The 20,983-nt window shown below is 72.5% G+C and carries 22 protein-coding genes; 6 read left to right on the plus strand and 16 right to left on the minus strand.

Annotated features, from left to right (window positions below; translation table 11 throughout):
- Positions 1-5 precede the first annotated feature (5 nt).
- The 14 genes from VT50_RS12270 to VT50_RS12335 form a co-directional block, all read right to left on the minus strand.
- The gene (locus VT50_RS12270; protein WP_046085870.1) at positions 6-1,097 is read right to left on the minus strand and encodes a helix-turn-helix domain-containing protein; all 1,092 of its coding nucleotides are present in this window, start codon (positions 1,095-1,097) and stop codon (positions 6-8) included.
- A gap of 111 nt (positions 1,098-1,208) precedes the next feature.
- Positions 1,209-1,514: a gas vesicle protein K gene (locus tag VT50_RS12275; protein WP_046085869.1), complete on the minus strand. Its 306-nt coding sequence runs from the start codon at positions 1,512-1,514 to the stop codon at positions 1,209-1,211.
- Complete coding sequence (locus tag VT50_RS12280) at positions 1,511-1,738, minus strand: gas vesicle protein (protein ID WP_046085868.1); 228 nt, start codon at positions 1,736-1,738, stop codon at positions 1,511-1,513. The genes VT50_RS12275 and VT50_RS12280 overlap by 4 nt, the downstream gene beginning before the upstream one ends.
- Complete coding sequence (locus VT50_RS12285) at positions 1,735-2,544, minus strand: GvpL/GvpF family gas vesicle protein (RefSeq protein WP_053048536.1); 810 nt, start codon at positions 2,542-2,544, stop codon at positions 1,735-1,737. Before VT50_RS12285 ends, VT50_RS12280 begins: the two co-directional genes overlap by 4 nt.
- Positions 2,541-2,909, minus strand: a complete 369-nt coding sequence (locus VT50_RS12290) for a gas vesicle protein (protein WP_046085867.1) — start codon at positions 2,907-2,909, stop codon at positions 2,541-2,543. The genes VT50_RS12285 and VT50_RS12290 overlap by 4 nt, the downstream gene beginning before the upstream one ends.
- On the minus strand, positions 2,906-3,373 hold the full coding sequence (gene gvpO / locus VT50_RS12295; protein WP_046085866.1) for a gas vesicle protein GvpO: 468 nt from the start codon (positions 3,371-3,373) through the stop codon (positions 2,906-2,908). The genes VT50_RS12290 and gvpO overlap by 4 nt, the downstream gene beginning before the upstream one ends.
- 3 nt (positions 3,374-3,376) lie before the next feature.
- A complete protein-coding gene (locus VT50_RS12300; RefSeq protein WP_037952520.1) occupies positions 3,377-3,628 on the minus strand; it encodes a gas vesicle protein GvpG in 252 nt (83 codons plus the stop codon).
- Positions 3,629-3,630: 2 nt separating this feature from the next.
- Positions 3,631-4,416 carry a GvpL/GvpF family gas vesicle protein gene (locus VT50_RS12305; RefSeq protein ID WP_046085865.1) on the minus strand — a complete coding sequence of 262 codons (786 nt, stop codon included), beginning with the start codon at positions 4,414-4,416 and terminating at the stop codon, positions 3,631-3,633.
- On the minus strand, positions 4,416-4,889 hold the full coding sequence (gvpJ, locus tag VT50_RS12310) for a gas vesicle protein GvpJ (RefSeq protein WP_046085944.1): 474 nt from the start codon (positions 4,887-4,889) through the stop codon (positions 4,416-4,418). Before gvpJ ends, VT50_RS12305 begins: the two co-directional genes overlap by 1 nt.
- Before the next feature lie 30 nt (positions 4,890-4,919).
- On the minus strand, positions 4,920-5,942 hold the full coding sequence (locus VT50_RS12315) for an SRPBCC family protein (protein ID WP_046085864.1): 1,023 nt from the start codon (positions 5,940-5,942) through the stop codon (positions 4,920-4,922).
- A 5-nt stretch (positions 5,943-5,947) separates the two neighbouring features.
- Positions 5,948-6,460, minus strand: a complete 513-nt coding sequence (locus VT50_RS12320; RefSeq protein ID WP_053048535.1) for a hypothetical protein — start codon at positions 6,458-6,460, stop codon at positions 5,948-5,950.
- Positions 6,461-6,604: 144 nt separating this feature from the next.
- Complete coding sequence (locus VT50_RS12325; RefSeq protein ID WP_046085942.1) at positions 6,605-7,750, minus strand: glutathione-independent formaldehyde dehydrogenase; 1,146 nt, start codon at positions 7,748-7,750, stop codon at positions 6,605-6,607.
- Between the two features lie 161 nt (positions 7,751-7,911).
- Positions 7,912-9,429: a glycerol kinase GlpK gene (gene glpK / locus VT50_RS12330; protein ID WP_046085863.1), complete on the minus strand. Its 1,518-nt coding sequence runs from the start codon at positions 9,427-9,429 to the stop codon at positions 7,912-7,914.
- A gap of 81 nt (positions 9,430-9,510) precedes the next feature.
- Positions 9,511-10,353: an MIP/aquaporin family protein gene (locus VT50_RS12335; RefSeq protein ID WP_046085862.1), complete on the minus strand. Its 843-nt coding sequence runs from the start codon at positions 10,351-10,353 to the stop codon at positions 9,511-9,513.
- Between the two features lie 217 nt (positions 10,354-10,570).
- On the opposite strand from VT50_RS12335, the gene VT50_RS12345 reads away from it, so the two are divergent.
- Positions 10,571-11,842 carry an FAD-binding protein gene (locus VT50_RS12345; RefSeq protein ID WP_046085861.1) on the plus strand — a complete coding sequence of 424 codons (1,272 nt, stop codon included), beginning with the start codon at positions 10,571-10,573 and terminating at the stop codon, positions 11,840-11,842.
- Positions 11,843-11,902: 60 nt separating this feature from the next.
- On the opposite strand, the gene VT50_RS12350 is transcribed toward VT50_RS12345, so the two are convergent.
- Together VT50_RS12350 and VT50_RS12355 are read right to left on the minus strand one after the other, a co-directional pair.
- Entirely contained in the window at positions 11,903-14,296 is a 2,394-nt protein-coding gene (locus tag VT50_RS12350; protein WP_046085860.1) for a phosphoketolase family protein, read from the minus strand.
- 245 nt (positions 14,297-14,541) lie between these two features.
- Positions 14,542-15,429: a universal stress protein gene (locus VT50_RS12355; RefSeq protein WP_046085859.1), complete on the minus strand. Its 888-nt coding sequence runs from the start codon at positions 15,427-15,429 to the stop codon at positions 14,542-14,544.
- Between the two features lie 279 nt (positions 15,430-15,708).
- Here VT50_RS12355 and VT50_RS12360 point away from each other — a divergent pair, with 279 nt between their 5' ends.
- From VT50_RS12360 to VT50_RS12380, 5 genes are all read left to right on the plus strand, one after another.
- Positions 15,709-16,380: a CBS domain-containing protein gene (locus VT50_RS12360; protein WP_240529140.1), complete on the plus strand. Its 672-nt coding sequence runs from the start codon at positions 15,709-15,711 to the stop codon at positions 16,378-16,380.
- Entirely contained in the window at positions 16,377-17,282 is a 906-nt protein-coding gene (locus tag VT50_RS12365) for a universal stress protein (protein WP_046085858.1), read from the plus strand. Before VT50_RS12360 ends, VT50_RS12365 begins: the two co-directional genes overlap by 4 nt.
- Before the next feature lie 811 nt (positions 17,283-18,093).
- Positions 18,094-18,948, plus strand: a complete 855-nt coding sequence (locus tag VT50_RS12370; protein WP_046085857.1) for a universal stress protein — start codon at positions 18,094-18,096, stop codon at positions 18,946-18,948.
- Between the two features lie 40 nt (positions 18,949-18,988).
- Complete coding sequence (locus VT50_RS12375) at positions 18,989-20,056, plus strand: alcohol dehydrogenase catalytic domain-containing protein (RefSeq protein WP_046085856.1); 1,068 nt, start codon at positions 18,989-18,991, stop codon at positions 20,054-20,056.
- A gap of 17 nt (positions 20,057-20,073) precedes the next feature.
- Positions 20,074-20,907, plus strand: coding sequence for a universal stress protein (locus tag VT50_RS12380; RefSeq protein WP_046085855.1), 834 nt, complete (start codon positions 20,074-20,076; stop codon positions 20,905-20,907).
- The last annotated feature ends 76 nt before the right edge of the window (positions 20,908-20,983 follow it).

A 20,983-nucleotide genomic window follows, 5' to 3' on the forward strand; every position in this document is an offset into this window, starting at 1 on the left:
GGCCGTCACCGCATGATGGTCGCCAGCACGTCCTGCCCCAGCCGGAGCAGGGTGCTGGTGGCCAGCCGGTGGTAGACGTACTTGCCCTCGCGCTCGGACTCGATGAGCCCGGCGTCCCTGAGCTGGCGCAGGGTGCGGGAGACCTGCGTATCGGCGAGGCCCAGCCGCTGGGCCAGTTCGGAGGTGGTGATGGGCTCGCCCAGCAGATGGCGGCACAGCTCCATCCGGCCCAGGGACGCCAGCGCGGACATCCGGGCCCGCAGCTCGGCCTGGGTGAGCTGCTCGGGGCTCCGGTTCTCCTGGGCGGCGAACTGGAGCACCACGGGGTGGCACTCCTCGTCCTTGACGGTCAGATGCGGCCAGACGTGGACGGAGGGGAGCAGGAAGAGCGGGCGCGGGCCGATCTCGATCTCGGCGACGGCCAGCTTGTCGTAGCGCACCCGCGAGCCGCCCCGGGAGACCACCGCGGTGGGGCTGAGCCCGGCCAGCACCTCGGCGAGACCCCGCCGCCGGATGTCGGCACGGACCCGGGCGGCGGCCGACTCCAGCCGGTCGCGGACCGTGCGCCACTCGGAGGCGAAGAACGCCTCGGCGCAGGAGTCCAGGAAGCACAGCAGCCGGTCGCGCAGCCCCTCGGGCGAGGCCACCAGGTCATGGGCCAGCTCGCCGCGCCGGAAGGAGCGCCGCTCGCACTGCTCCACATAGCGCTTGGCGGCCTCGGGGTCGGTGAGCAGGCTGCTGGCCGGGGGCACGGCCTCGCGGAAGCCGAGCACCCCTTGGGAGCACAGGCCCACGAACTCCTCGAGCGGCAGCTTCTCCAGATGGCGGAGCTCGTCCTCGACGGACTGGTCCAGCGGGAGCTCCAGCGGAAACAGCAGCCGGCAGCGGAGCCGGGCCCACAGCGGCGACAGGGCGCTCATCTCATGGGCGAGGGAGGGGGCGAGCGCCGTTCCGAGCCGGCGTGTCCAGCGCTGGGCCTCGGGGTGGTGATCGGGCTCGGCCATGATGTGCAGCAGCGACATGAGCTCGGCCAGCGGTGACCTCCCAACATGCACATCGGCCGGTTGGGCGCGCTGGACGTTGAACGTGATCCCCACACCGGCACATTACTCGGCGGCTGCCGGATCCGGACCGGTTGTCCCGTGAATCGGCAGCGGACCGCCTGGTCAGCGGCCGGTCAGAGGCTGTGCCGTGGGCCAGGGCAGCGGTCAGCGGTCGCGGGGCAGCAGGGGGCCCAGCGGGCCCAGGTCCAGGTTGAGGTCGTCCTCGGTCAGCCCGAAGTGCTCCCGCAGCTCAACCATGTTCCGCTCCAGGGCCATCAGCGTCAGCCCCAGCTCCTCGATCTGCTCATCGCTGATGCCGCCCTGCTCGACGCGGCGCAGCGCCTGCCGCTCCATGAGCTGCCGCAGCAACTCGACGATGGTGAGCACCAGACCGGCCAGGCTCTGGCGGACCGACTCCTCGTCCACCTCGATCCGCCGCCCGGGCCGCCGGGGAGCGCGGTCATCCGTCATCGCGGTCCCCCTTCACGGCGGTCATGGCGGTCATGGCGGTCCCCCTCCGCCCCCTCCTCGTTCTCCGCCCGTACGGAGGCGATCAGTGCGCGCAGCGAGATCCGCACCAGGTCGATGTCGGCGATGCTCAGGGTGATCTCCCCCGCGATCACCACGCCCCCGGCGAGCACCCGGTCGAGCAGGTCCACCAGGGCCACTTCCCGCCGCTCGATCGCACGGGTCATGACGGTGTCTCCTCCGGCTGGGTGTCCTCCGCCCGCTTCGGCGGGGCGGTGAAGGAGTACGGCGGCCAGGGGCCGCTGACCTCCAGGGTGATGGCCGGGTAGCGCTCCCCCAGGTCGGTCACCAGGGCGGTGAACTCCTCACCGAGGGCGTCGGGCACCAGATAGGAGTTGTTCAGCACCATCCACCCCTCGTACGCGGCCAGCGCGGTGTCCTGCGGTGGATGGGCGGCCGTGGCCACCGCCAGCGCGGCGAGGGAGGCGTGGATCTCCTCCGCCCGCTCGGTCGCGCGCAGATGCGCGGTCTCCTGGTCCTGCCGCTGGGCCCGCCGCCGCAGCAGATAGGCGGTTCCGGGGCTCTCCTCGCCACCGGTGGGCTCGTCCGGGTCGGGCAGGAAGGTCCGGGGGTCCACATACGCCTTGACGCCCCACTCGGTGCGGCCCGCCACCCGCCGCAGCGTGGCCGTGAAGTCGTCCCGGCGCTCCTGGAGCATCGCCAGGACCCGGTCGTCGTCGTGGTAGAGCGTGGCGAAGCGCAGTGGGATGACCTGGCCGTGGCGGGCCGCGCCATTGATCACCCGGTGGTGGGCGCGGGCCGTGCGCTCCAGCCACTCCAGGTCCTCCAGGTGTTCGCGCAGCGCGTCCTCGCCGAAGTCGTCCAGCGGTACGGAGCCCACGACGGCGGCCAGCCCGGCGCTCCCCACCAGCCGCACCGGCTCGCCCGCGACACCGATGAGCCCCTGCGGCGGGGTGGCGTCCTCCGGGGCGGCCGTCACCGCGTACAGCCAAGTGGCGAGGGAACCGTTCACCGTTCGTCCTCCCGCTCCGCGCCACGGTCCTCGCGGCCGTCCTCCAGCTCGCCGACGCGCCGCCGCAGCCGCTCGTTCTCCTCCAGGACGTCCCGGGCGCCTGAGGAGAGCGAGGGGTCGTGCTCCCACCAGTCGATGCCCATCTCCTTGGCCCGGTCCACGGAGGCGACCAGCAGCCGGATCTTGATCGTCAGCAGCTCGATGTCCAGCAGGTTGATCTGGATGTCACCGGCGATGACGATGCCCTTGTCGAGCACCCGCTCCAGGATGTCGGCCAGGCTGGACGGCTCGGCGCCCCGGCGGGCGGGTTCGCGTGCGCCGCCGCTTCGCCGGACCGGCGGGTTCCAGTCGGAGCTCTGGTTCATGTCCGGTTCTCCGCCCTGCCCCGGTAGTAGCGCTCGGCGCGGCGGTAGGAGACGAGCTCGCCGCGGTCGTCCAGTTCGACCCGGTACTCGGCGAGGATGTCGGTGGAGTCGGGGATCCGGTGGGTCTCGACCACCTCGATGCCGATGGTCCAGCCGTCCTCCGTGCGCTCCAGCGAGGTGACGCCCTCCGGGGCCCGCCCGGTCAGCCCCCGCACATGGCGGGCCGCGCTGCGCGCGGCGTCGCGGGCCACGAGCGCGGGCCGCCGGGGCCGCTCCGGCTCGGCCTCGTGGCGCTCACGCTCGGGCTCGCGCCGCTTCGGCTCGCCCGCACGCCGCTCCCGTTCCTCACGGGGCCACTCCTCGCGGGGCCGCTTCTCACGGGGCCGCTCCTCGCGGGGCCGGGTGCGCGGCCGCTCCTCGCGGTGGCGATCCTGGCGTTCCTCACGGGGCCGTTCGCGGGGCACGGCTCATACCTCCAAGCCCCCGTCGGGCGGCCCCTGGGACATCAGCCTGCGGACCAGTTCGTCCTCCTCCCGGGCCGCCTCCTCCTCGGTGAGCTCCCCGCTCTCCCGGGCCTCCGCGACCTCCTCGAGCCGCTGCTTGATCACCTCGGGGTCGTACAGCTGCCGGTGGGCCTCGTCGTGGATCCGCTCGGCGATCCAGACGACGCCCCGCACCGGGGCCAGCGGCAGCGTGGCCAGGCCGGTGAACAGTCCCATGGCTACTCGTCGCCTTCCTTCCCTTCGAGCGTCGCGTCGGCCACGAAGTCATACGGCGCCAGCGGACCGAGCAGACGCATCCGGACCCGGCCGTGCCAGTGCACGGCCAGCTCCTCGGCCGCCTCCTCGAACGCCTCCCGTTTCGCGTCCTCCACCAGGAACGAGGCGTTGACCAGCCCGTCGGGGGACGTCGACTCCTCCGACACCGAGGCCAGCGCATAAGGCTCCAGCCGCCGGTCGAGCTCGAGCGCGTCCACGCTCCGCTTCGCGGCGATGCTGTCCATGACCAGCTGGCCGAGTTCGATCCGCTGCTCATAGCCCGCGTCCTCGGGCAGCCCCCGCAGCTCGTCGCGGAGCCGTCTGGCCTCCGGCTGTTCGGTCACCACCTCGCGCAGCACCGCGTCCTGTTCGTAGCGGGCCCGCACGGTGAGCTGTGTACGGCCGCGCAGCCGGTCCAGGCCGCGGGCGAAGTCATCGTGCCCCTCGGCCAGCAGCTCGTCCGCCACCGCCGCGGTGTCGCGCACCACGGTGCCGAAGCGGAACGGCAGCACCGGTGAGCCCTGCGCGGCCAGGTGGTCCAGCACCCTGGCATGGGTGCGCAGATCCTCGGGACTGCCCAGCGGCTTGTCGACGGGTACCTCGCTGACCACCGCGGCCTGGCCGCGGTGGCGGACCAGGGCCACCGGGGCCTCCGGGTCCCCGACCGCGGGCAGGTCCTTGACCGACTCATCGGGCCGGTCGTCCGTGACGACCCCGTAGACATAGCAGGCACGTCCGTCCTCGGCCATCACCGCTCGCGCTCCCTGTGACTGGGGGAACCCCTGGTGCGCCGGGGCCGCTTGCGCTCCTCGGCCTCGGGTTCCCGGTCCTCGTCGTCCTCGCCGTCCCCGGCGTCATCGTCATCGTCATCGTCCCGCAGCAGATCCGAGACCGATTCCTTGACGCCCTCCAGGGCACCCTTGGTCTTCTTCTTGCCGCCGCCCTCCCGGATCTCGTCCATGAGGCCGGGCAGACCATGGGTTTCGGTGCCGCTGCGGGCGAGGTCGAGCCGATTGGTGGCCTCCGCGAACCGCAGATACGTGTCCACGCTGGCGACGACGATACGGGCGTCGATGGTCAGGAGCTCGATGCCCACCAGGGACACCCGCACATACACATCGATGACCAGGCCCTTGTCCAGGATGAGGTCGACCACGTCGACCAGGGCGCTGGAACTCGCCCGGTCCAGATACTGGCTCTGCTGCTGCCGTGCTACGGTCACCGCGCTCACCCGTTCCGGAGGCGGGGCCCGTCAGCGGCGCGCGCGGCGCCGTGCGGGCTCCTCGTCCTCGTACTCCTCCTCGTCGTACTCGTCCCGGGGCTCTTCGTCCTCGTACTCCTCGGGCTCCTCGGGCTCCTCGTCCCCGTACTCGTCTCCCGACTCCTCGCGGTCCTCGGATTCCTCGCCCTCGTCGGGCTCCTCCTCTTGCTCCCGCCCCTCTCGCTCGTCGTCCTCCACGATCTCGCCGTCGCGCACCACACCGCGCCAGCCCACGACCTCGTCGGGGTCGAGCAGCACCTCGCGCATGAGATGGCGGCGGAAGTGCTTCATCTCCAGGCGCACCCGGCGGCCCTGGGCGCGCCAGAGGTTGCCGGTGCGCTCCATGAAGCCCTGCGGCCAGTACTCCAGGACGAACAGGATGCGGGTGAGGTCGGGGGCCAGCTCATGGAAGGTGATCGTGCCGTCCACATGGCCCTTGTCGGCCCGCGACGTCCAGATGATGCGCTTGTCCGGCACCTGCTCGATGACCTCGGCCCGCCACTTGCGGTGCGACCAGAAGACCTGGGCCTTCCACTCGGATTCGATCCCGATCTCGTCCTCGTCCTCGTACCGGACGTCCTCGACCTTCTTCATGTACGAGGGGAAGTTCTCCCACTCCGTCCAGAGGTTGTAGGTCAGGGAGAGGGGCGCGCCGACGTCCATCTGCTCCACGATGTTGGTGACCTTGAGCTTCTTGCCGCCCTTGCCGCCGCCATCGCCGTCACCGCCGCCGCCGAGGCCCGGGATGACGCTCTTGGCCGTATCGACGACCTTCTCCTTGACCTTCCCCTTGACCTGGTCCTTCATCTGGTCCTTGGCCGTGTCGACGACCTTGTCCTTGACCTGGTCCAGGCCGCCCTTCAGCACGCCCGACCCGGGGTTGCCCAGGTGGGTGACGGATGCCAGCGCCCGTTCGCCCAGCGCCGCCAGCAGGCCCTGTGCCTCCTTGAGCAGGCGGTCGGTGGGCAGGTCCCGGGCGAGCTCTCCGGCCCGTCCCTTGGTTTCCTCAGCCATGGCCCTCACCTCTGGCTCCGCCGCGCGGGCCCTTCGGAGCCGGTCCGCTTCCTGGTCTGCGCGGCACTGTCGGCCGGTTTGCGCTGTTTGCCGCCGCGCTCACGCGACCCGCCCTCGCGGGATCGCGCGGCGCCTCCGCGCTCGCGCCCGGAGCGCTCCTCGCGCTCCTCGCGCTTCTCCGGTTCGTCGTGCTCCTCCGCCTCCGGCTCCTGGTCCCCCGCACCGCCGGTGCGCAGGGTCGCGGCGCGCCGCTCCAGCCGGTCACTCAGGGCGTCCATGCGGTTACTGGCTGCCGACATGGCCGCCTCGCGGCCCGCGGAGACCAGCCGACTGCCGATGTCCTGGCCGAGCTTGCCGAGCTCGGAGGACTTCAGCACCTCGGCGCCCGGTGGGCTGATGCCTGAGCCGAGGCGCTTGCCCGCGGCGAGACCGGCGAGGCCGAGGACCAAGGTCCCCCGGTGACCGCGCCCGAAGAGATAGCCACTGACGAAGGCCAGCGCCACCCGGGAGTTCTTCATGATCGCTCCTCCTCCCGGAGGTGAACGAGAAAGCCGTTCGGGTGCACAACACCAAGTATGGGGCATACCACCCTTTTCAGTGACTTTTCGGGCGCGATCGGCCGTAAGAGATCACGGAGGGGAGGTCGCGGCGCCGAGAGACCGTCAGGCGGCGAGCGCCGGATGCAGCACCACTTTGGTGTAGCCCTCGACCCGCTTGTCGAACTTCTCGTACGCCTGCGGGGCCTGGTCCAGCGGCAGTTCATGGGAGACCACGAAGCTGGGCCGGGCGCGCCCGGCGATGATCAGGTCGCGCAGCTGGCGGTTGTAGCGCTTGACGTTGCACTGGCCCGTGCCCATGCGCTGGCCCTTCTCGAACATCCGGCCGATGGAGACCAGCAGCTGACCCCGTTTGGCGTGCTCATCGGGGCCGCCGGGGTCGGAGGGGACGTACAGCCCCGGCACCCCGAGCCGCCCGGTCGGCCGCACCGTGTCGACCAGTGAGTTGAGCACCGAGGCGGGCTCCTCATGGCTGGCGTCGTGCGCCTGGGCCTGGTAGCCCACCGCGTCGATGCCCTTGTCGGTGCCCTCGCCGCCGGTCCGGTCCAGGATCTGCGGCACCGGGTCGCCCTTGCTGAAGTCGATGGGGACCGCGCCGATCTCCCTGGCCTTCTCCAGCCGCTCGGGCACCCGGTCGACCACGAACACCGTGGCGGCGCCGCGCAGCAGCGCGGAGTAGGCGGCCATCAGCCCCACCGGGCCCGCGCCGTAGACGGCCACGCTCTCGCCCGGGGAGACCTCGGCCAGCTCACAGCCGTGGTAGCCGGTCGGGAAGATGTCGGCGAGCAGGATGAAGTCGGTCTCGCGCTCTTCGCCCTGGGGCAGCTTCAGGCAGTTGAAGTCGGCGAAGGGCACCCGCAGCCGGTCGGCCTGGCCGCCCATGTACGGGCCCATCGCCACATAGCCGTAGGCGCCACCCGCGAAGCCGGGGTTGACGGTGAGACAGAACCCGGTGTCGCCCGCGAGGCAGTTCTTGCAGAATCCGCAGGCCACGTTGAACGGCATGACCACGCGGTCGCCCTTGGTCAGCGAGACCACGCCGGAACCGGTCTCCTCGACCACGCCGAGGTTCTCGTGCCCGAAGACGATGCCGGGCTCGGCCGCCGTACGGCCCTCGTACATGTGCAGATCGGAGCCGCAGATCGCGCTGGAGGTGACGCGCACGACCACATCGTTCGGATGCTCGATCCGAGGATCGTCGACGTCCCTCACCGCCACCGAGTAGGGCTTCTCATAGACGACGGCTTTCACCTGGATCACCTCCGCGTCGATCGCTGACAAGCCGCGGTGGTGGCGGACACGACGCGTTCCCAGGGTGTCTCGGCCACCACCGGGTACTTCCAGCGAACCGCTGCGGGGCGCCCGGCGCAACCGGGTCCGGTGCGGCCATTGCGCCCCGGGCCCCGCCGGGCCTACTCCACCGTGACCCAGTCCAGGGTGCGCTGGACGGCCTTCTTCCAGCCCTCGTACCCCTCCTGCCTGGTCCTCTCGTCCCACTGGGGCTCCCACCGCCTGGACTCGCTCCAGTGGGAGCGCAGCTCATCGGTGTCCCGCCAGAACCCCGTGGCCAGCCCGGCCGCGTAGGCGGCGCCCAGCGCGGTGGTCTCGGCGATGACCGGGCGGCTGACCGGTACGCCCAGCACATCGGCCTGGATCTGCATGCACAGGTCGTTGTCGGTGACCCCGCCGTCCACCCGCAGGACGTCCATCTGGATATCGGCGTCCCGCTCCATGGCCTCGACCACGTCCCGGCTCTGGTAGCAGATGGCCTCCAGGGTGGCCCGGGCGATGTGGCCGTTGGTGTTGAAGCGGGTGAGGCCGACGATCGCGCCCCGGGCGTCGGAGCGCCAGTACGGGGCGAACAGCCCGGAGAAGGCGGGCACGAAGTACACCCCGCCGTTGTTCTCGACGGTGAGGGCGAGCCGTTCGCTGCCCGGGGCGTCGTCGATCATCTTCATCTGGTCGCGCAGCCACTGGACGGCCGAGCCGGTGACGGCGATCGAGCCCTCCAGCGCGTAGACGGGAGGGGTGTCGCCGAACTGGTACGCCACGGTGGTGAGCAGCCCGCTGGCCGAGCGGATCGGCTCGGCTCCGGTGTTGAGCAGCAGGAAGTTGCCGGTGCCATAGGTGTTCTTGGCCTCGCCGGGGGCGAAGCAGACCTGGCCGACCGTGGCCGCCTGCTGGTCGCCGAGGACGCCGGTGATGGGGGTGGCGGTGCGCAGCGGGCGGGAGGTGCGGGCCTGACCGTACGCCTCGGGGTGGGAGGAGGGGTTGATCGTCGGCAGCATCGCCCGCGGAATGCCGAAGATCTCCAGCAGTTCGTCGTCCCAGTCCAGCGTCTCCAGGTCCATCAGCATGGTGCGGCTGGCGTTGGTGACATCGGTGGCGTGGATACCGGCGCCGGGGCCGCCGGTGAGGTTCCACAGCACCCAGGCGTCGGTGTTGCCGAAGAGGGCGTGGCCCGCCTCCGCTGCCTCGCGGACGCCCTCGACGTTGTCCAGAATCCACTTGATCTTGCCGCCGGAGAAGTAGGTGGCAGGCGGCAGCCCCGCCTTGCGGCGGATGACCTCGCCCTGGCCGTTCCGCTCGAGTGCGGCCGCGATGGTGTCGGTGCGGGTGTCCTGCCAGACGATGGCGTTGTAGTACGGGCGGCCGTTGCGCGGATCCCAGATCACCGTGGTCTCGCGCTGATTGGTGATGCCGATCGCGGCCAGGTCGGCGGGGGAGAGCCCACCCGCGCGGAGGGCGTTCTGCATCACCGAGTTGGTGCGCTCGTAGATCTCCACCGGGTCGTGCTCGACCCACCCCGCGCGCGGCAGGATCTGGCGGTGCTCCAGCTGGTACCGCGCCACCTCGTCACCGTCGTGGTTGAAGATCATGAAGCGGGTGCTGGTGGTTCCCTGGTCCACCGCACCGATGAATTCCGGCATGCTGCCGCCTCTCGTGGGTGGGGTGCTCGTGGATTGCGTGCTGGTGAGTGGCGTACTCGTGAGTGGTACGGCCTGGATCGGCTACTCGGGGGTGGGGGTGCGGCCCACCTCCGTCTCCGCCGCCGGGAGGAAGCGGCTGATCAGCACCTTGTAGAAGGCGGCGCCGACGAGCCCGCCGATCAGCGGGCCCACGATCGGGACCCAGAAGTACAGATTCCCGTACTGGTCCCGCCAGGCGCTGCCGTAGCCGGTGATGAAGCTGGCCAGCCGGGGGCCGAAGTCACGGGCCGGGTTGATGGCGTATCCCGCGTCGGCGCCCCACGCCATGCCGATCGCGACCACGATCAGCCCGATGATGAAGGGCCCCAGATTGGCCTTCGGGGCCGAGTTCAGCACATCGGTGACGGCGAAGATGAGCAGCACCAGGATCGCGGTGCCGATGATCTGGTCGCGCAGCGCGCCCCATTCGCTGACCGGGAGGGCTCCGTTGCCGGGGAGGGTGGAGAAGACGAACTGGGTCTTGAGGGTGTGCCCCGGGTCGGCGTGGCCCAGCACCTCGGTGTAGTTCCAGCGCACCAGCAGGGCCGCGACGAACGCGCCGGCCGTCTGGGCCGCGGTGTACGGCAGGACCTTGGCCCAGGGGAAGCCCTTGAACGCCGCCAGGGAGAGGGTGACCGCCGGGTTGATATGGGCGCCGCTGAGCCGCGCCGCCACATACACACCGAGGGTGACGCCCAGGCCCCAGGCCCAGGCGATGGAGTCGTGATCGCCGAGCGTGCCCGCGGGCTTGGTGAGGTCGCCGGCCGCCACGACCTGCGCCACCACTCCGCAGCCGAAGAGGATCAGCACCATGGTGCCCGCGAACTCCGCGCAGACCTCCCCGAGCAGTGCGGACCTCGGACGCTGTGGCTTCTGGGCAGTCATGGGCCCATCCTGGGGGCGCCTCGGCACGGCGGCCCGTCCTGCTGGGCCGTCCGGGTCATGCGCCCGGGTACGGCCCGGGTCATGGACGGCGAATCCCGGTCTGTACGGAGCAGGGTGCGGACCTGTACGAAGGTGCTGACAACATCACGCATCGCCCGCCCCTCGACCCTCGCACGCCCCTCCCCCATCGCCCTCCAGCCGGAACAGGACGACACGGATGCCGACCAGCCAAGCCCCCACGAACTGGGCCGGGAACATCACCTTCTCCGCCGCCCGGCTGCACCATCCGGACAGCGTCGACGAGCTGCGGCGGATCGTCAGCTCCGCCGACCGGGTACGGGTACTGGGCACCGGCCACTCCTTCAACCGCATCGCCGACACCGAGGGCGATCTGGTGAACCTGGACCGGCTGCCGCACCGGGTGGAGATGGACCCAGGGAAGCGCACCGCGACCGTCGCGGCGGGCATGCGCTACGCCCATGTGGCCCACGCCCTGCACACGGAGGGCTTCGCACTGGCCAACCTCGCCTCGCTGCCGCACATCACGGTGGCCGGGGCCTGCGCCACCGCCACCCATGGTTCGGGCAGCGACCAGCGCTGTCTGGCGGCGGCGGTCGCGGGGCTGGAGATCGTCGGCCCCGACGGCGAGGTGACCCTGATCGGCCGCGACGAGGACCGGGACCGGCTGAACGGGGCCGTGGTCGGGCTCGGCGGTCTGGGCGTGGTCACCGCCATGACGCTGGACATCGAGCCCACCTTCGACGTGGCCCAGTGGGTGTGGACCGGGCTGCCGCTTGACCGGCTGGACGACAGCTTCGAGGAGGTCTTCGGCGCCGCCTACAGCGTCAGCGTGTTCACCGACTGGCGCTCCGGCGAGGGCGTGGTGTGGCTGAAGTGCCGTACCGACCTGCCCGGTCCCCCGGATCCCGGGCAGCCGTGGCTGGGGGCCCGCCCGGCCGACCGCCACCACCACCCGGTGCCCGCGATGCCCCCGCTGCACTGCACCGAGCAGCTGGGCGCGCCGGGGCCGTGGCATGAGCGGCTGCCGCACTTCCGCCCGGACTTCACCCCGAGCAACGGCGATGAGCTCCAGTCGGAGCTGCTGCTGCCGCGCGAGTCGGCCTCTGCGGCGTTCGCCGCGCTGCGCGGCCTCGGCGACCGGATCGCGCCCGTGGTGCAGGTGTCCGAGGTCCGTACGGTCGCGGCGGACGAGCTGTGGCTGAGCCCCGCGTACGGCCGGGACAGCGTGGGCTTCCACTTCACCTGGGTCCCCGACCACGACGCGGTGATCGAGGTGGTGGCCGCGATGGAGGAGGCGCTGCTGCCGCTGGGGGCGCGGCCGCACTGGTCCAAGCTGACCACGGCCGCGCCGGAGCGGATCCTCTCCTCGTACGACCGCGCCGCCGACTTCGCGGGGCTGCTGGCCGAGCACGATCCGGCGGGGAAGTTCCGCAACGCCTATCTGGAGGGCTACTTCCCCACCGGTTGAGAGCGGCCCACCGGGTGGCCAGCCGGGTGAGAGCGGCCTCGGCCGGCCCGCCGCTGGTCTTCAGCCGGTCCAGGACCATTCGGCGACCTCGGGCATATCGGTGCCGTGCTCACGGATCCAGGCCTGGTGGCGGGTGCGGGCGTCCTGCATCCGCTGCCGTACGGCCGTGGCGCGCACCGCGAGCCCGGGGGTCCGGTCGATGACGTCCATCACCAGCCGGTAGCGGTCCAGGTCGTTGCGGACCACCATGTCGAACGGCGTGGTCGTGGTGCCCATCTCCTTGTAGCCGCGCACATGGAGGTTGGGGTGGACGGCCCGGCGGTAGGAGAGCCGGTGCACCAGCCACGGATAGCCGTGGTAGGCGAAGATGACCGGCCGGTCGCGGGTGAACAGGGCGTCGAACTCATGGTCCGTCATCCCGTGCGGATGCTCCTCCTTGGGCAGCAGCCGGGTCATGTCGACCACGTTGACCACCCGTACGGCCACATCGGGCAGATGGCGGCGGAGGATCCCGGCGGCCGCGATGACCTCCTGGGTGGGCACATCGCCCGCGGCGGCCAGCACCACATCCGGCTCCCCCGCGCCGTTCTCGGTCCCGGCCCACTCCCAGGTCCCGGCGCCGCGCGCGCAGTGGGCGCGCGCCTGGTCGAGATCGAGCCAGTCGAAGCAGGGCTGCTTGCCCGCGACGACCACGTTCACGTAGTCACGGCTGCGCAGGACGTGGTCGGCCACGCTGAGCAGGGTGTTGGCGTCCGGCGGCAGATAGACCCGCACCACTTCCGGGCTCTTGTTGAGCACATGGTCGACGAAGCCGGGGTCCTGGTGCGAGAAGCCGTTGTGGTCCTGGCGCCACACATGGGAGGTCAGCAGGTAGTTGAGGGAGGCCACCGGGCGGCGCCAGGGCAGTGCGCGGGACACCTTCAGCCATTTGATGTGCTGGTTGACCATGGAGTCCACGATGTGCACGAACGCCTCGTAGCAGGAGAACAGGCCGTGCCGCCCGGTCAGCAGATAGCCCTCCAGCCAGCCCTGGCACAGGTGCTCGGAAAGGACCTCCATGACCCGGCCACTGCGGCTGAGGTGCTCATCGGTGGGCAGGACGGACTCCTGCCACGCCTTGCCGGTGGCGCGGTAGAGGCCTTCCAGCCGGTTGGAGGCGGTCTCGTCGGGGCCGACCACCCTGAAGTCGCGGCGGTCGGCGGTGTCCTCCGTGACCTTCTCCAGCAGCCCGCCGAGGACCCGGGTCGGCTCGTGCAGGGTCGCACCGGGCTTGTCCACGGGGACCGCGTACCGCTCCAGGTCGGGCACCGGCAGTGAGTGCAGCAGCAGTCCCCCGTTGGCGTGCGGATTGGCGCCCAGGCGGCGGTCGCCCTCCGGGACCTCGGCCAGGAGGTGCGGCCGGGGCCGCCCGTCGGCGTCGAAAAGCTCCTCGGGGCGGTACGAACGCAGCCAGCGCTCCAGCTGCCGCAGATGCTCCGGGTTCTCCCGGACGCCCGGCAGGGGGACCTGGTGGGCGCGCCAGGTGCCCGCCACGGGGAGCCCGTCGACCTCCTCGGGCCCGGTCCAGCCCTTGGGCGTACGGAGCACGATGACGGGCCAGCGCGGTCGCTCGGCGATGCCCTCCTCGCGGGCGGTGCGCTGGAGCAGGGCGATCCGGTCCAGCGCCTCGTCCAGGGCGTGCGCCATGGCCCGGTGCACTTCGAGGGGTTCGTCCCCGGCGACGTGGATCGGCTCATGGCCGTATCCCCGCAGCAGGTCGTCGAGTTCGGGCCCGGGGAGCCGGGCGAGCACCGTGGGGTTGGCGATCTTGTACCCGTTGAGGTGGAGGATCGGCAGCACGGCGCCGTCGTGGACCGGGTCCAGGAACTTGTTCGCGTGCCAGGAGCCCGCGAGCGGGCCGGTCTCGGCCTCTCCGTCGCCGATGACGCAGGCGACCAGCAGCCCGGGGTTGTCCAGCGCGGCCCCGTAGGCGTGGGCGAGGGAGTAGCCGAGCTCACCGCCCTCGTGGATCGAGCCGGGGGTCTCGGGGGCCACATGGCTGGGCACCCCGCCGGGGAAGGAGAACTGCCGGAAGAGCCGGGCCATGCCCGCCGCGTCCCGGCTGACGTCCGGGTAGACCTCGGAGTAGCTGCCGTCGAGCCAGGAACCGGCGAGCACCGCGGGGCCGCCGTGGCCGGGGCCCCAGACGCAGATGGCGTCCAGGTCGCGGTCCTTGATGACGCGGTTGAGATGGGTGTGGACGAGGTTGAGCCCGGGTGAGGTGCCCCAGTGGCCCAGCAGCCGGGGCTTGATGTGGTCCGGCCGCAGCGGCTCGGTGAGCAGCGGGTTGGCCAGCAGGTAGATCTGGCCCGCCGCGAGGTAGTTGGCGGCGCGCCAGTGGGCGTCCAGGGCGCGGATCCGGTCGTCGGCGAGTCCGCCGTTCGGCGAGCCCGGCGTGGTCGGTGCGTCTGGCATGGACCTGTGTCTCCCTCGTGGTCTGGTGGTCTGGCGGTCTCGTCGTCTCGTGGTGGCGCGGTGGCGCGGTGGCGCGGTGGCGTGGACTTGTGGTGGCGCGGTCTCGTGGTCTCCGGTGACGTGCCCGTCTTGTGGTGCCCGGTGGTGTAGTCGCCGGTCGTGCCGTCGGGTGTACTGCCGGTCGTGCCGTCGGTCCTGCCGTGCGTCGTACTGCCGGTAGTGCCGTGCGTCGTGTCGCCCGTCGTTCAGTCCCGCTCCGGCACGATCGTCACCGGGCAGGGCGCGTGGTGCAGGGCCGCGTGGGTGATGCGGCCGAGCTGCAACCCGGCGGGGTGACCGTGGTCCCGGCGGGCGCCGAGTACCAGCAGATCGGCGGTGGCGGCCGCGTGGAGGAGCGCCTTGCGGGCCGTGCCCTCGACCGTCGTGCAGTGCACGGCGACCTCAGGGTGGTCCTGTCCGAGGGTCCGCAGGGCGTCCTCCAGCGTCCGTTCCGCCCGTGCCCAGTGGGCACGCACCGGGTCCCCCTCCAGCAGCAGATCATCCGTCACCTCACCGGCGGGCGCGCGCCAGGCCCGTACGGCCTCCAGCGTGCGGCCGCCCGCCCCGGCCTCGTGGAAGGCGAACCGGGCCGCGGCCGACGGACCGCCCGTCTCGCCGGGTTCCCCCACGCCGAGCACGATCCGGCCGAAGGCGCCGCCCCGGTTGGACTCGCCGCCGCGTACCACGGTCACCGGGCAGGTGGCGCGGGCGGCGACCGCGAGGCTGACCGAGCCGAGCAGCAGCCCGGCGAGTTCGCCGCGGCCGCGGGAGCCGACGACCACGCCCGAGGCCTCCTGCCTGGTGCGCAGCAGCGCGTCCACCGGGTCCTCCGGCAGGACCTCGGCGGTGACCTTCAGATCGGGGCCACGGCGGCGGGCGCGCTCCGCGGCGGACGCGGCGATCTCCTCCTCCCCGATCTGCTCCCAGGGGCGCTCGGGGTCGGCGGCGGGCGCGATGCCCTCGTACCGCGCCCACAGCGAGGCGTGGACCAGCCGCAGCGGCACCGCGTGCCGGGCCGCCGCGTCCACCGCCCAGTCCACCGCCTGGAGGCTGTGGTGCGAGCCGTCGACGCCCACCACGAGGGGGAGCTCCACCGTTTTCACCGCCTTCCGCGCGCGTTCGTTCGCCTTCCGGGCGCGTTCGTTCGCCCCGTGTCGCTGTGGTGCGACGACGTCCGCGCGTCCTCGCCTCGTCTCCCGACGCCTTCACCCTCGCGCCCGTGCGGGATTCCGCACGAGGGGCGTTTCGGCCCCTCCGGGGGTCGTTCGGCCCAGGGCACCCGTGCGGGCCGAACGGCCCCGAGCGGACCCCGGGCAGCCCAAGAACGGGGCCGGAGTGCCGTCCCACGCTGGGAGCGGACCGGGGAGGCACGGATGAAGCACCGCAAGATCGGCAATGTGATGACCGACGACGTCGTCCGGGTGCGCTCCAGGACGTCGCTCGACGAGGTCGGTGCGCTGCTCTCCCGGCACCGTTTCAACGGGCTGCCCGTGGTGGACGAGGACGACAAGGTGGTCGGCATGATCACCGGAACCGATCTCAGCGAAGCCGCCCCGACGGCGGGAGAGCTGATGTCACGCCCGGCGGTCTGCGTGCGCCCCCAGGACAGCATCGTGGACGCGGCCCGCGCGATGGACCGGCATCGCGTCGAGCGGCTTCCCGTCATCGACGAGGAGGACCGGTTGATCGGCATCGTCACCCGCCGGGACCTGCTGCGGGTCTTCCTCCGCCCGGACGACGAGATCCGCGCCGAGGTGATCGACGAGGTGCTGGTGCGCTCGCTGTGGCTCGGCCCGCAGTCGGTCGCGGTCACCGTGACCGACGGGGTCGTACGGCTGGAGGGGCAGCTGGACCGGCACAGCGAGATCCCCATCGCGGTCCGGATGACCGGGCAGGTGGACGGCGTGGTGGCCGTGGTCGACCGGCTCAGCTATCGGGTCGACGATTCCGCGGGCCGGGCGGGCGGCTCCGGGGGCCGGGGCGAAGACTCCGCGAGCCGGGCAGGCGGGGCGGACCGCGTGGGCCGGGGAGGCGCGCCGCGATGACCGGCCCGGTCGGCAAGGCGGCGCAGGACGGCCGGGTCGTGGTGGGCCTGGACGGCTCCGACAGCGCCTGGGCCGCGCTGGACCGGGCGGTCGCCGAGGCGCGGCGCCGCGACGCCACGCTGGAGATCGTGCACGCATGGCCGTGGGCCCGTACCGACCCGCTCGCCTTCGACCCGGACAGCGAACCGCGGCGGCCCGCGGTGGAGGTCGCCAGGACCGTCCTGCGGCTGGCCATGTCGCGGGCCCAGGAGCAGGATCCGCAGCTGCGCATCGTGCCCACCCTGACGGCCCAGGACGCCGTGCCCGAGCTGTTGCGGATCGGTGAGGACGCCTCACTGATCGTCATCGGCACCCGGGGCCTCGGCGGTTTCACCGGGCTGCTGCTCGGCTCGGTCGGGCTGCGGCTGGCCGCCCACACCCGGCGCCCGCTGCTGGTGGTGCGCGGCGGGTCCACGAGGGCGTACGGGCCTGAAGGGCACGGCAAGGTGCTGGTCGGGGTGGAGAGCGGCGCGGACGGGGCGGCGGCCCGCTTCGGCTTCGAGGAGGCCGCCCGGCGCCGGGCCCGGCTGCGGGTGCTCTACGCCTGGCCGAAGCCCCGGGTCTTCGCGGGCGATCACGCGCTGCCCGCACGCGAGGTGGTGGCGCTGCGCGCCGAGCGGGAGGAGAAGGTGGCGTACGGGATGGTGGCCGGGCTGCGCGAGGAGTTCGGGCAGATCCGGGTACGGGAGCACACCACCCAGAGCGCGCCCGCGCAGGCGCTGATGGAGGCGTCGCGGGCGGCGGATGTGCTGGTGCTGGCCGTCCACCGGCGGACGCCGCGGCTCGGGATGCAGCTCGGCCCGGTCACGCATGCGGCACTGCACCATGCGCATTGTCCGGTGGTGTTGGTACCGGTGGAGTAGGCGTCGCGGGTGGTGTTGGTGCCGCCGGTGGAGTCGGTGCCGGTCGGGTAGATCGGTCGAGTCGGTGCCGGTCGGGTAGGTGTCGCGGGTCGAGTCAGTGTCGCGGGTCGAGTCAGTGCTGGGTCGGTCGAATATGCACCGACCGGCTGTTGGGTGCGGGTTTCGTTTCGCGCCTTCGGCGCCTTTGAGCAGCGGGGCAGGGGGCGGGGGGCGCGGGCCTCGCCGCCGGGCGCCGGGCCGGTGGGGTCCTTGTGCAGTGGCGGCTTCCGTGACCGGTGGCCGGGACCTCGCCGGACCGCGGGTCGCGAGACGCGTGCACCTCTCCGCGCGGGCCTCGCCGCCGGGCGCCGGGCCGGTGGGGTCCTTGTGCGGTGGCGGCTTCCGTGGCCGGTGGCCGGGACCTCGCCGGACCGCGGGTCGCGAGACGCGTGCACCTCTCCGCGCGGGCCTCGCCGCCGGGCGCCGGGCCGGTGGGGTCCTTGTGCGGTGGCGGCTTCCGCGGTCAGTGGCCGGGGCCTCGCCGGGGTACCCCCTTTTGGAAAACGATTGATCTGGCGCAACTAGTTCATCAAACGTATCCGGGGCCTGGTTCTGGGCGGCGGAAAGGGCCGTAAGACCTGGTCCCCCGGGCCTCCCCGGGACCGGTCGGCCCTGGTGAGCGGGGGCCCGGTCATGGTCCGCTGGAAGTGGCACCGGGGGTAACCAGCAGACGCGGAGAAGCGGATGTCCCACTACCGCGCACCGCGTAATCAGGGCCCGCGAGAAGTGGGCGGCCCCCGGCGCCTCGGGTATGCCCGGGAAGGAGGCAGCGATGGCGCGCCCCGTCACCGTGGGACTGGACGGTTCCGACGAGAGCCTGGCCGCCGCCAGCTGGGCGGCCCAGGAAGCCCGTTCGCGCAACGCGCCACTGCGGCTGGTGAACGCGTGGCCGGGCCCCGAGCAGAAGGATCTGACACCGGGCCGGGAGGCGGCCTGGCAGTACTGGTCCGAGCGCGCCCTTCGTTCCGCGCACGCCGAGCTGGACGCCGACGACCCGGAGACGACGGTCCTCACCGCTCAGATCTCCGGCCTGCCCGCGCCCGTCCTGCTGGCCGAGGCGGAGCGGGCCCAGCTGCTGGTGGTGGGGTCCCGTTCGATCGGGGCGGTCGCGGGCTTCTTCCTCGGCTCCGTCGGCCTGGAGCTGGCCGCGCGCTCGATGACCCCCGTGGTCCTGGTGCGGGCGGACGGGCACGAGGAGCCGCACGGCGATGTGGTGGTCGGTGTGGAGCCGCTTGAGCCGTGCGACGACATCCTGGGCTTCGCCTTCGACGCCGCGGCCCGGCGCGACGGTGTGCTGCGGGTCGTCTACGCCAACCGGGTCCCCGCCATCCGCGGCGACGCCCCCTGGGTGGTGGACGTGGGGCTGAACGACGCGCGCAAGGAGGCGGAGCACGCGCTGGGCGAGGTGCTGGCGCCGTGGCGGGACGAGTTCCCCGGGGTGCGGGTCTTCGAGGAGGTCGCCTCGGACAGCCCGGCCCGCCGGCTGGTGGCCGCGGCGGCGGGGACGGCGCTGATGGTCGTGGGCCGCGGTCCGCGCCGGGTGGGGTTCGGCCCCCGGCTGGGGCCGGTCACCCAGGCCGTGGTGCACCACGCGGCCTGTCCGGTCGCGGTCGTGCCCCAGCGATGAGCCCCCACAAGGCAACACATCGGAGGAAAGGGAAACGGCCATGAGAGCACTGGTCTTCCACGGGCCGGAGCGGTCCTCCTGGCAGGAGGTGCCCGACCCCGAACTCGAGGCCGCCACCGACGCGATCGTCCGGATCGACACCACGACCATCTGCGGCACCGATCTGCACATCCTCCGCGGCGAGGTGCCGGACGTCGAGCCCGGCCGGGTGCTCGGTCACGAGGGGGTCGGCGAGGTCGTCGAGACCGGTGCCGACGTCCGCGGTATCCGCCCCGGCGACCGAGTGCTGATCTCCTGCATCTCGGCCTGCGGCCACTGCCGCTTCTGCCGGGAGCGCGGCTACGGGCAGTGCCGTGGCGGCGGGGGCTGGATCCTGGGCCGTACGGTCGACGGCACCCAGGCCGAGTACGCGCGGGTGCCCTTCGCCGATCTGTCCACACATCCGCTGACCGGGCCGGTCGAGGGCCATGACGCCGTGCTGCTGGCGGATGTCTTCCCGACCGCGTACGAGGTGGGTGTCCTCAACGGCCGGGTGGGGCCGGGCGATACGGTCGCGGTGGTGGGCGTCGGGCCCGTCGGGCTGGCCGCCATCGCCACGGCGCAGTTCTTCTCCCCCGGCCGGGTCATCGCCGTCGATCCGGACTCGGCGCGGCTGGACGCCGCCAAGCGGGTCGGCGCGGACGCGGTGGCGGACTCCGCCGAGGATCCGGAGCGGCTGGTCGACGATCTCACCGAGGGGCTTGGCGCCGATGTGGTGATCGAGGCCGTGGGGAGCCCGCGGTCCTTCGAGACCTGCACCCGGATGGTGCGCCCTGGCGGTCGGATCGCCAATGTGGGGGTGCACGCCCGGCCCGTGACACTGCATCTCGAAGAGCTGTGGACCAAGAACGTGACGATCACCACCGGGCTGGTCGACACCTACTCGACCCCCACTCTGCTCTCGCTGCTGTGCGCCGGGCGACTGCCGACGTCCACGCTGATCACCCATCTCTTCGAGCTGGACCAGATGGAGGAGGCGTACGACGTCTTCGCCCGCGCCGCCGACACCGGCGCGATCAAGATCGCGCTCGGCGAGACCGCCCGTCCGCTGGTGGCCCGGGGGACGTGAGCGGGGAGACGATGCCCATGGGAGCACCCATCACCGTCGGGGTCGACGGTTTCGCTGAGAGCCCGCCGGCCGCGCACTGGGCGGCGCGCGAGGCGCTGCTGAGGGATCTGCGGCTGCGTCTGGTGCACGCATGGAACCCGCCGTCGCCCCCGGCCCCGGCCCTCCCCCACCAGGACGACCAGATCTACTGGTCGCAGCGGCTGCTGACCGATCTGGTGGGCGAGTTGCGCGACACCCACCCGGGGTTGCGGGTCTCGGCCGAGCTGGTGCCGCGCGAGCCCGTGCCCGCCCTGCTGGACGCGGCCCGGGACGCCGAGATGCTGGTGCTCGGCTCGCGCGGCCGCGGAACTCCCGGCGGCTTCCTCCTCGGGTCGACCGGCCGCCAGGTCCTCGCGCACGGGGAACACCCGGTGATCATGGTGCACGCCGACGACAAGCCGCTGACCGCCGATGTCACCGTCGGGGTGTCCCTTCGGCAGCCGAACGAGGAGGCGCTGCGGTTCGCCTTCGACGCCGCCGCCCGGCGCGGCGGTGTGCTGCGGGCCGTACACGCGGGCACGGACGGGCCGGGGGACGAGGGGGCGGCGGAGGACGCTCGGGAGCCGGACGCGGAGGCCGCGCTGGACGCGGCGCTGCGCTCCTGGCGGGAGAAGTACCCCGGGGTGCCGGTGGCGGAGGCCATCACCACGGAGCGCCCGGCGCTCGGCGTGGTGCACACCGCGCCGGGCTCGGGGCTGCTCGTGCTGGGCCGCGACGGGACGGAGCCGGGCCCGGTCCCCCAGCTGGGCTCGGTGATCCACGCGGCGGTGCACCACGCGCCGTGCCCGGTGGCGGTCGTTCCGCGCGGCTGACGTCCGGAGGAGGCGCCGTGATGTGCGGAGGGAGGCGCGTAAAGGCACGGGGAAGCGCGCGGTGCCCGGAGGGAGG

Origin of the sequence: Streptomyces antioxidans (assembly GCF_000968685.2) — a bacterium.
Taxonomy (GTDB): domain Bacteria; phylum Actinomycetota; class Actinomycetes; order Streptomycetales; family Streptomycetaceae; genus Streptomyces; species Streptomyces antioxidans.

Bases quoted from the DNA above. Each gene is read 5' to 3' on its own strand.
- VT50_RS12275 (WP_046085869.1), bottom strand. From the start codon at position 1,514: ATGACGGATGACCGCGCTCCCCGGCGGCCCGGGCGGCGGATCGAGGTG.
- VT50_RS12280 (WP_046085868.1), bottom strand. From the start codon at position 1,738: ATGACCCGTGCGATCGAGCGGCGGGAAGTGGCCCTGGTGGACCTGCTC.
- VT50_RS12290 (WP_046085867.1), bottom strand. From the start codon at position 2,909: ATGAACCAGAGCTCCGACTGGAACCCGCCGGTCCGGCGAAGCGGCGGC.
- VT50_RS12300 (WP_037952520.1), bottom strand. From the start codon at position 3,628: ATGGGACTGTTCACCGGCCTGGCCACGCTGCCGCTGGCCCCGGTGCGG.
- VT50_RS12305 (WP_046085865.1), bottom strand. From the start codon at position 4,416: ATGGCCGAGGACGGACGTGCCTGCTATGTCTACGGGGTCGTCACGGAC.
- VT50_RS12315 (WP_046085864.1), bottom strand. From the start codon at position 5,942: ATGGCTGAGGAAACCAAGGGACGGGCCGGAGAGCTCGCCCGGGACCTG.
- VT50_RS12320 (WP_053048535.1), bottom strand. From the start codon at position 6,460: ATGAAGAACTCCCGGGTGGCGCTGGCCTTCGTCAGTGGCTATCTCTTC.
- glpK (WP_046085863.1), bottom strand. From the start codon at position 9,429: ATGCCGGAATTCATCGGTGCGGTGGACCAGGGAACCACCAGCACCCGC.
- VT50_RS12335 (WP_046085862.1), bottom strand. From the start codon at position 10,353: ATGACTGCCCAGAAGCCACAGCGTCCGAGGTCCGCACTGCTCGGGGAG.
- VT50_RS12345 (WP_046085861.1), top strand. From the start codon at position 10,571: ATGCCGACCAGCCAAGCCCCCACGAACTGGGCCGGGAACATCACCTTC.
- VT50_RS12350 (WP_046085860.1), bottom strand. From the start codon at position 14,296: ATGCCAGACGCACCGACCACGCCGGGCTCGCCGAACGGCGGACTCGCC.
- VT50_RS12360 (WP_240529140.1), top strand. From the start codon at position 15,709: ATGAAGCACCGCAAGATCGGCAATGTGATGACCGACGACGTCGTCCGG.
- VT50_RS12365 (WP_046085858.1), top strand. From the start codon at position 16,377: ATGACCGGCCCGGTCGGCAAGGCGGCGCAGGACGGCCGGGTCGTGGTG.
- VT50_RS12370 (WP_046085857.1), top strand. From the start codon at position 18,094: ATGGCGCGCCCCGTCACCGTGGGACTGGACGGTTCCGACGAGAGCCTG.
- VT50_RS12375 (WP_046085856.1), top strand. From the start codon at position 18,989: ATGAGAGCACTGGTCTTCCACGGGCCGGAGCGGTCCTCCTGGCAGGAG.
- VT50_RS12380 (WP_046085855.1), top strand. From the start codon at position 20,074: ATGGGAGCACCCATCACCGTCGGGGTCGACGGTTTCGCTGAGAGCCCG.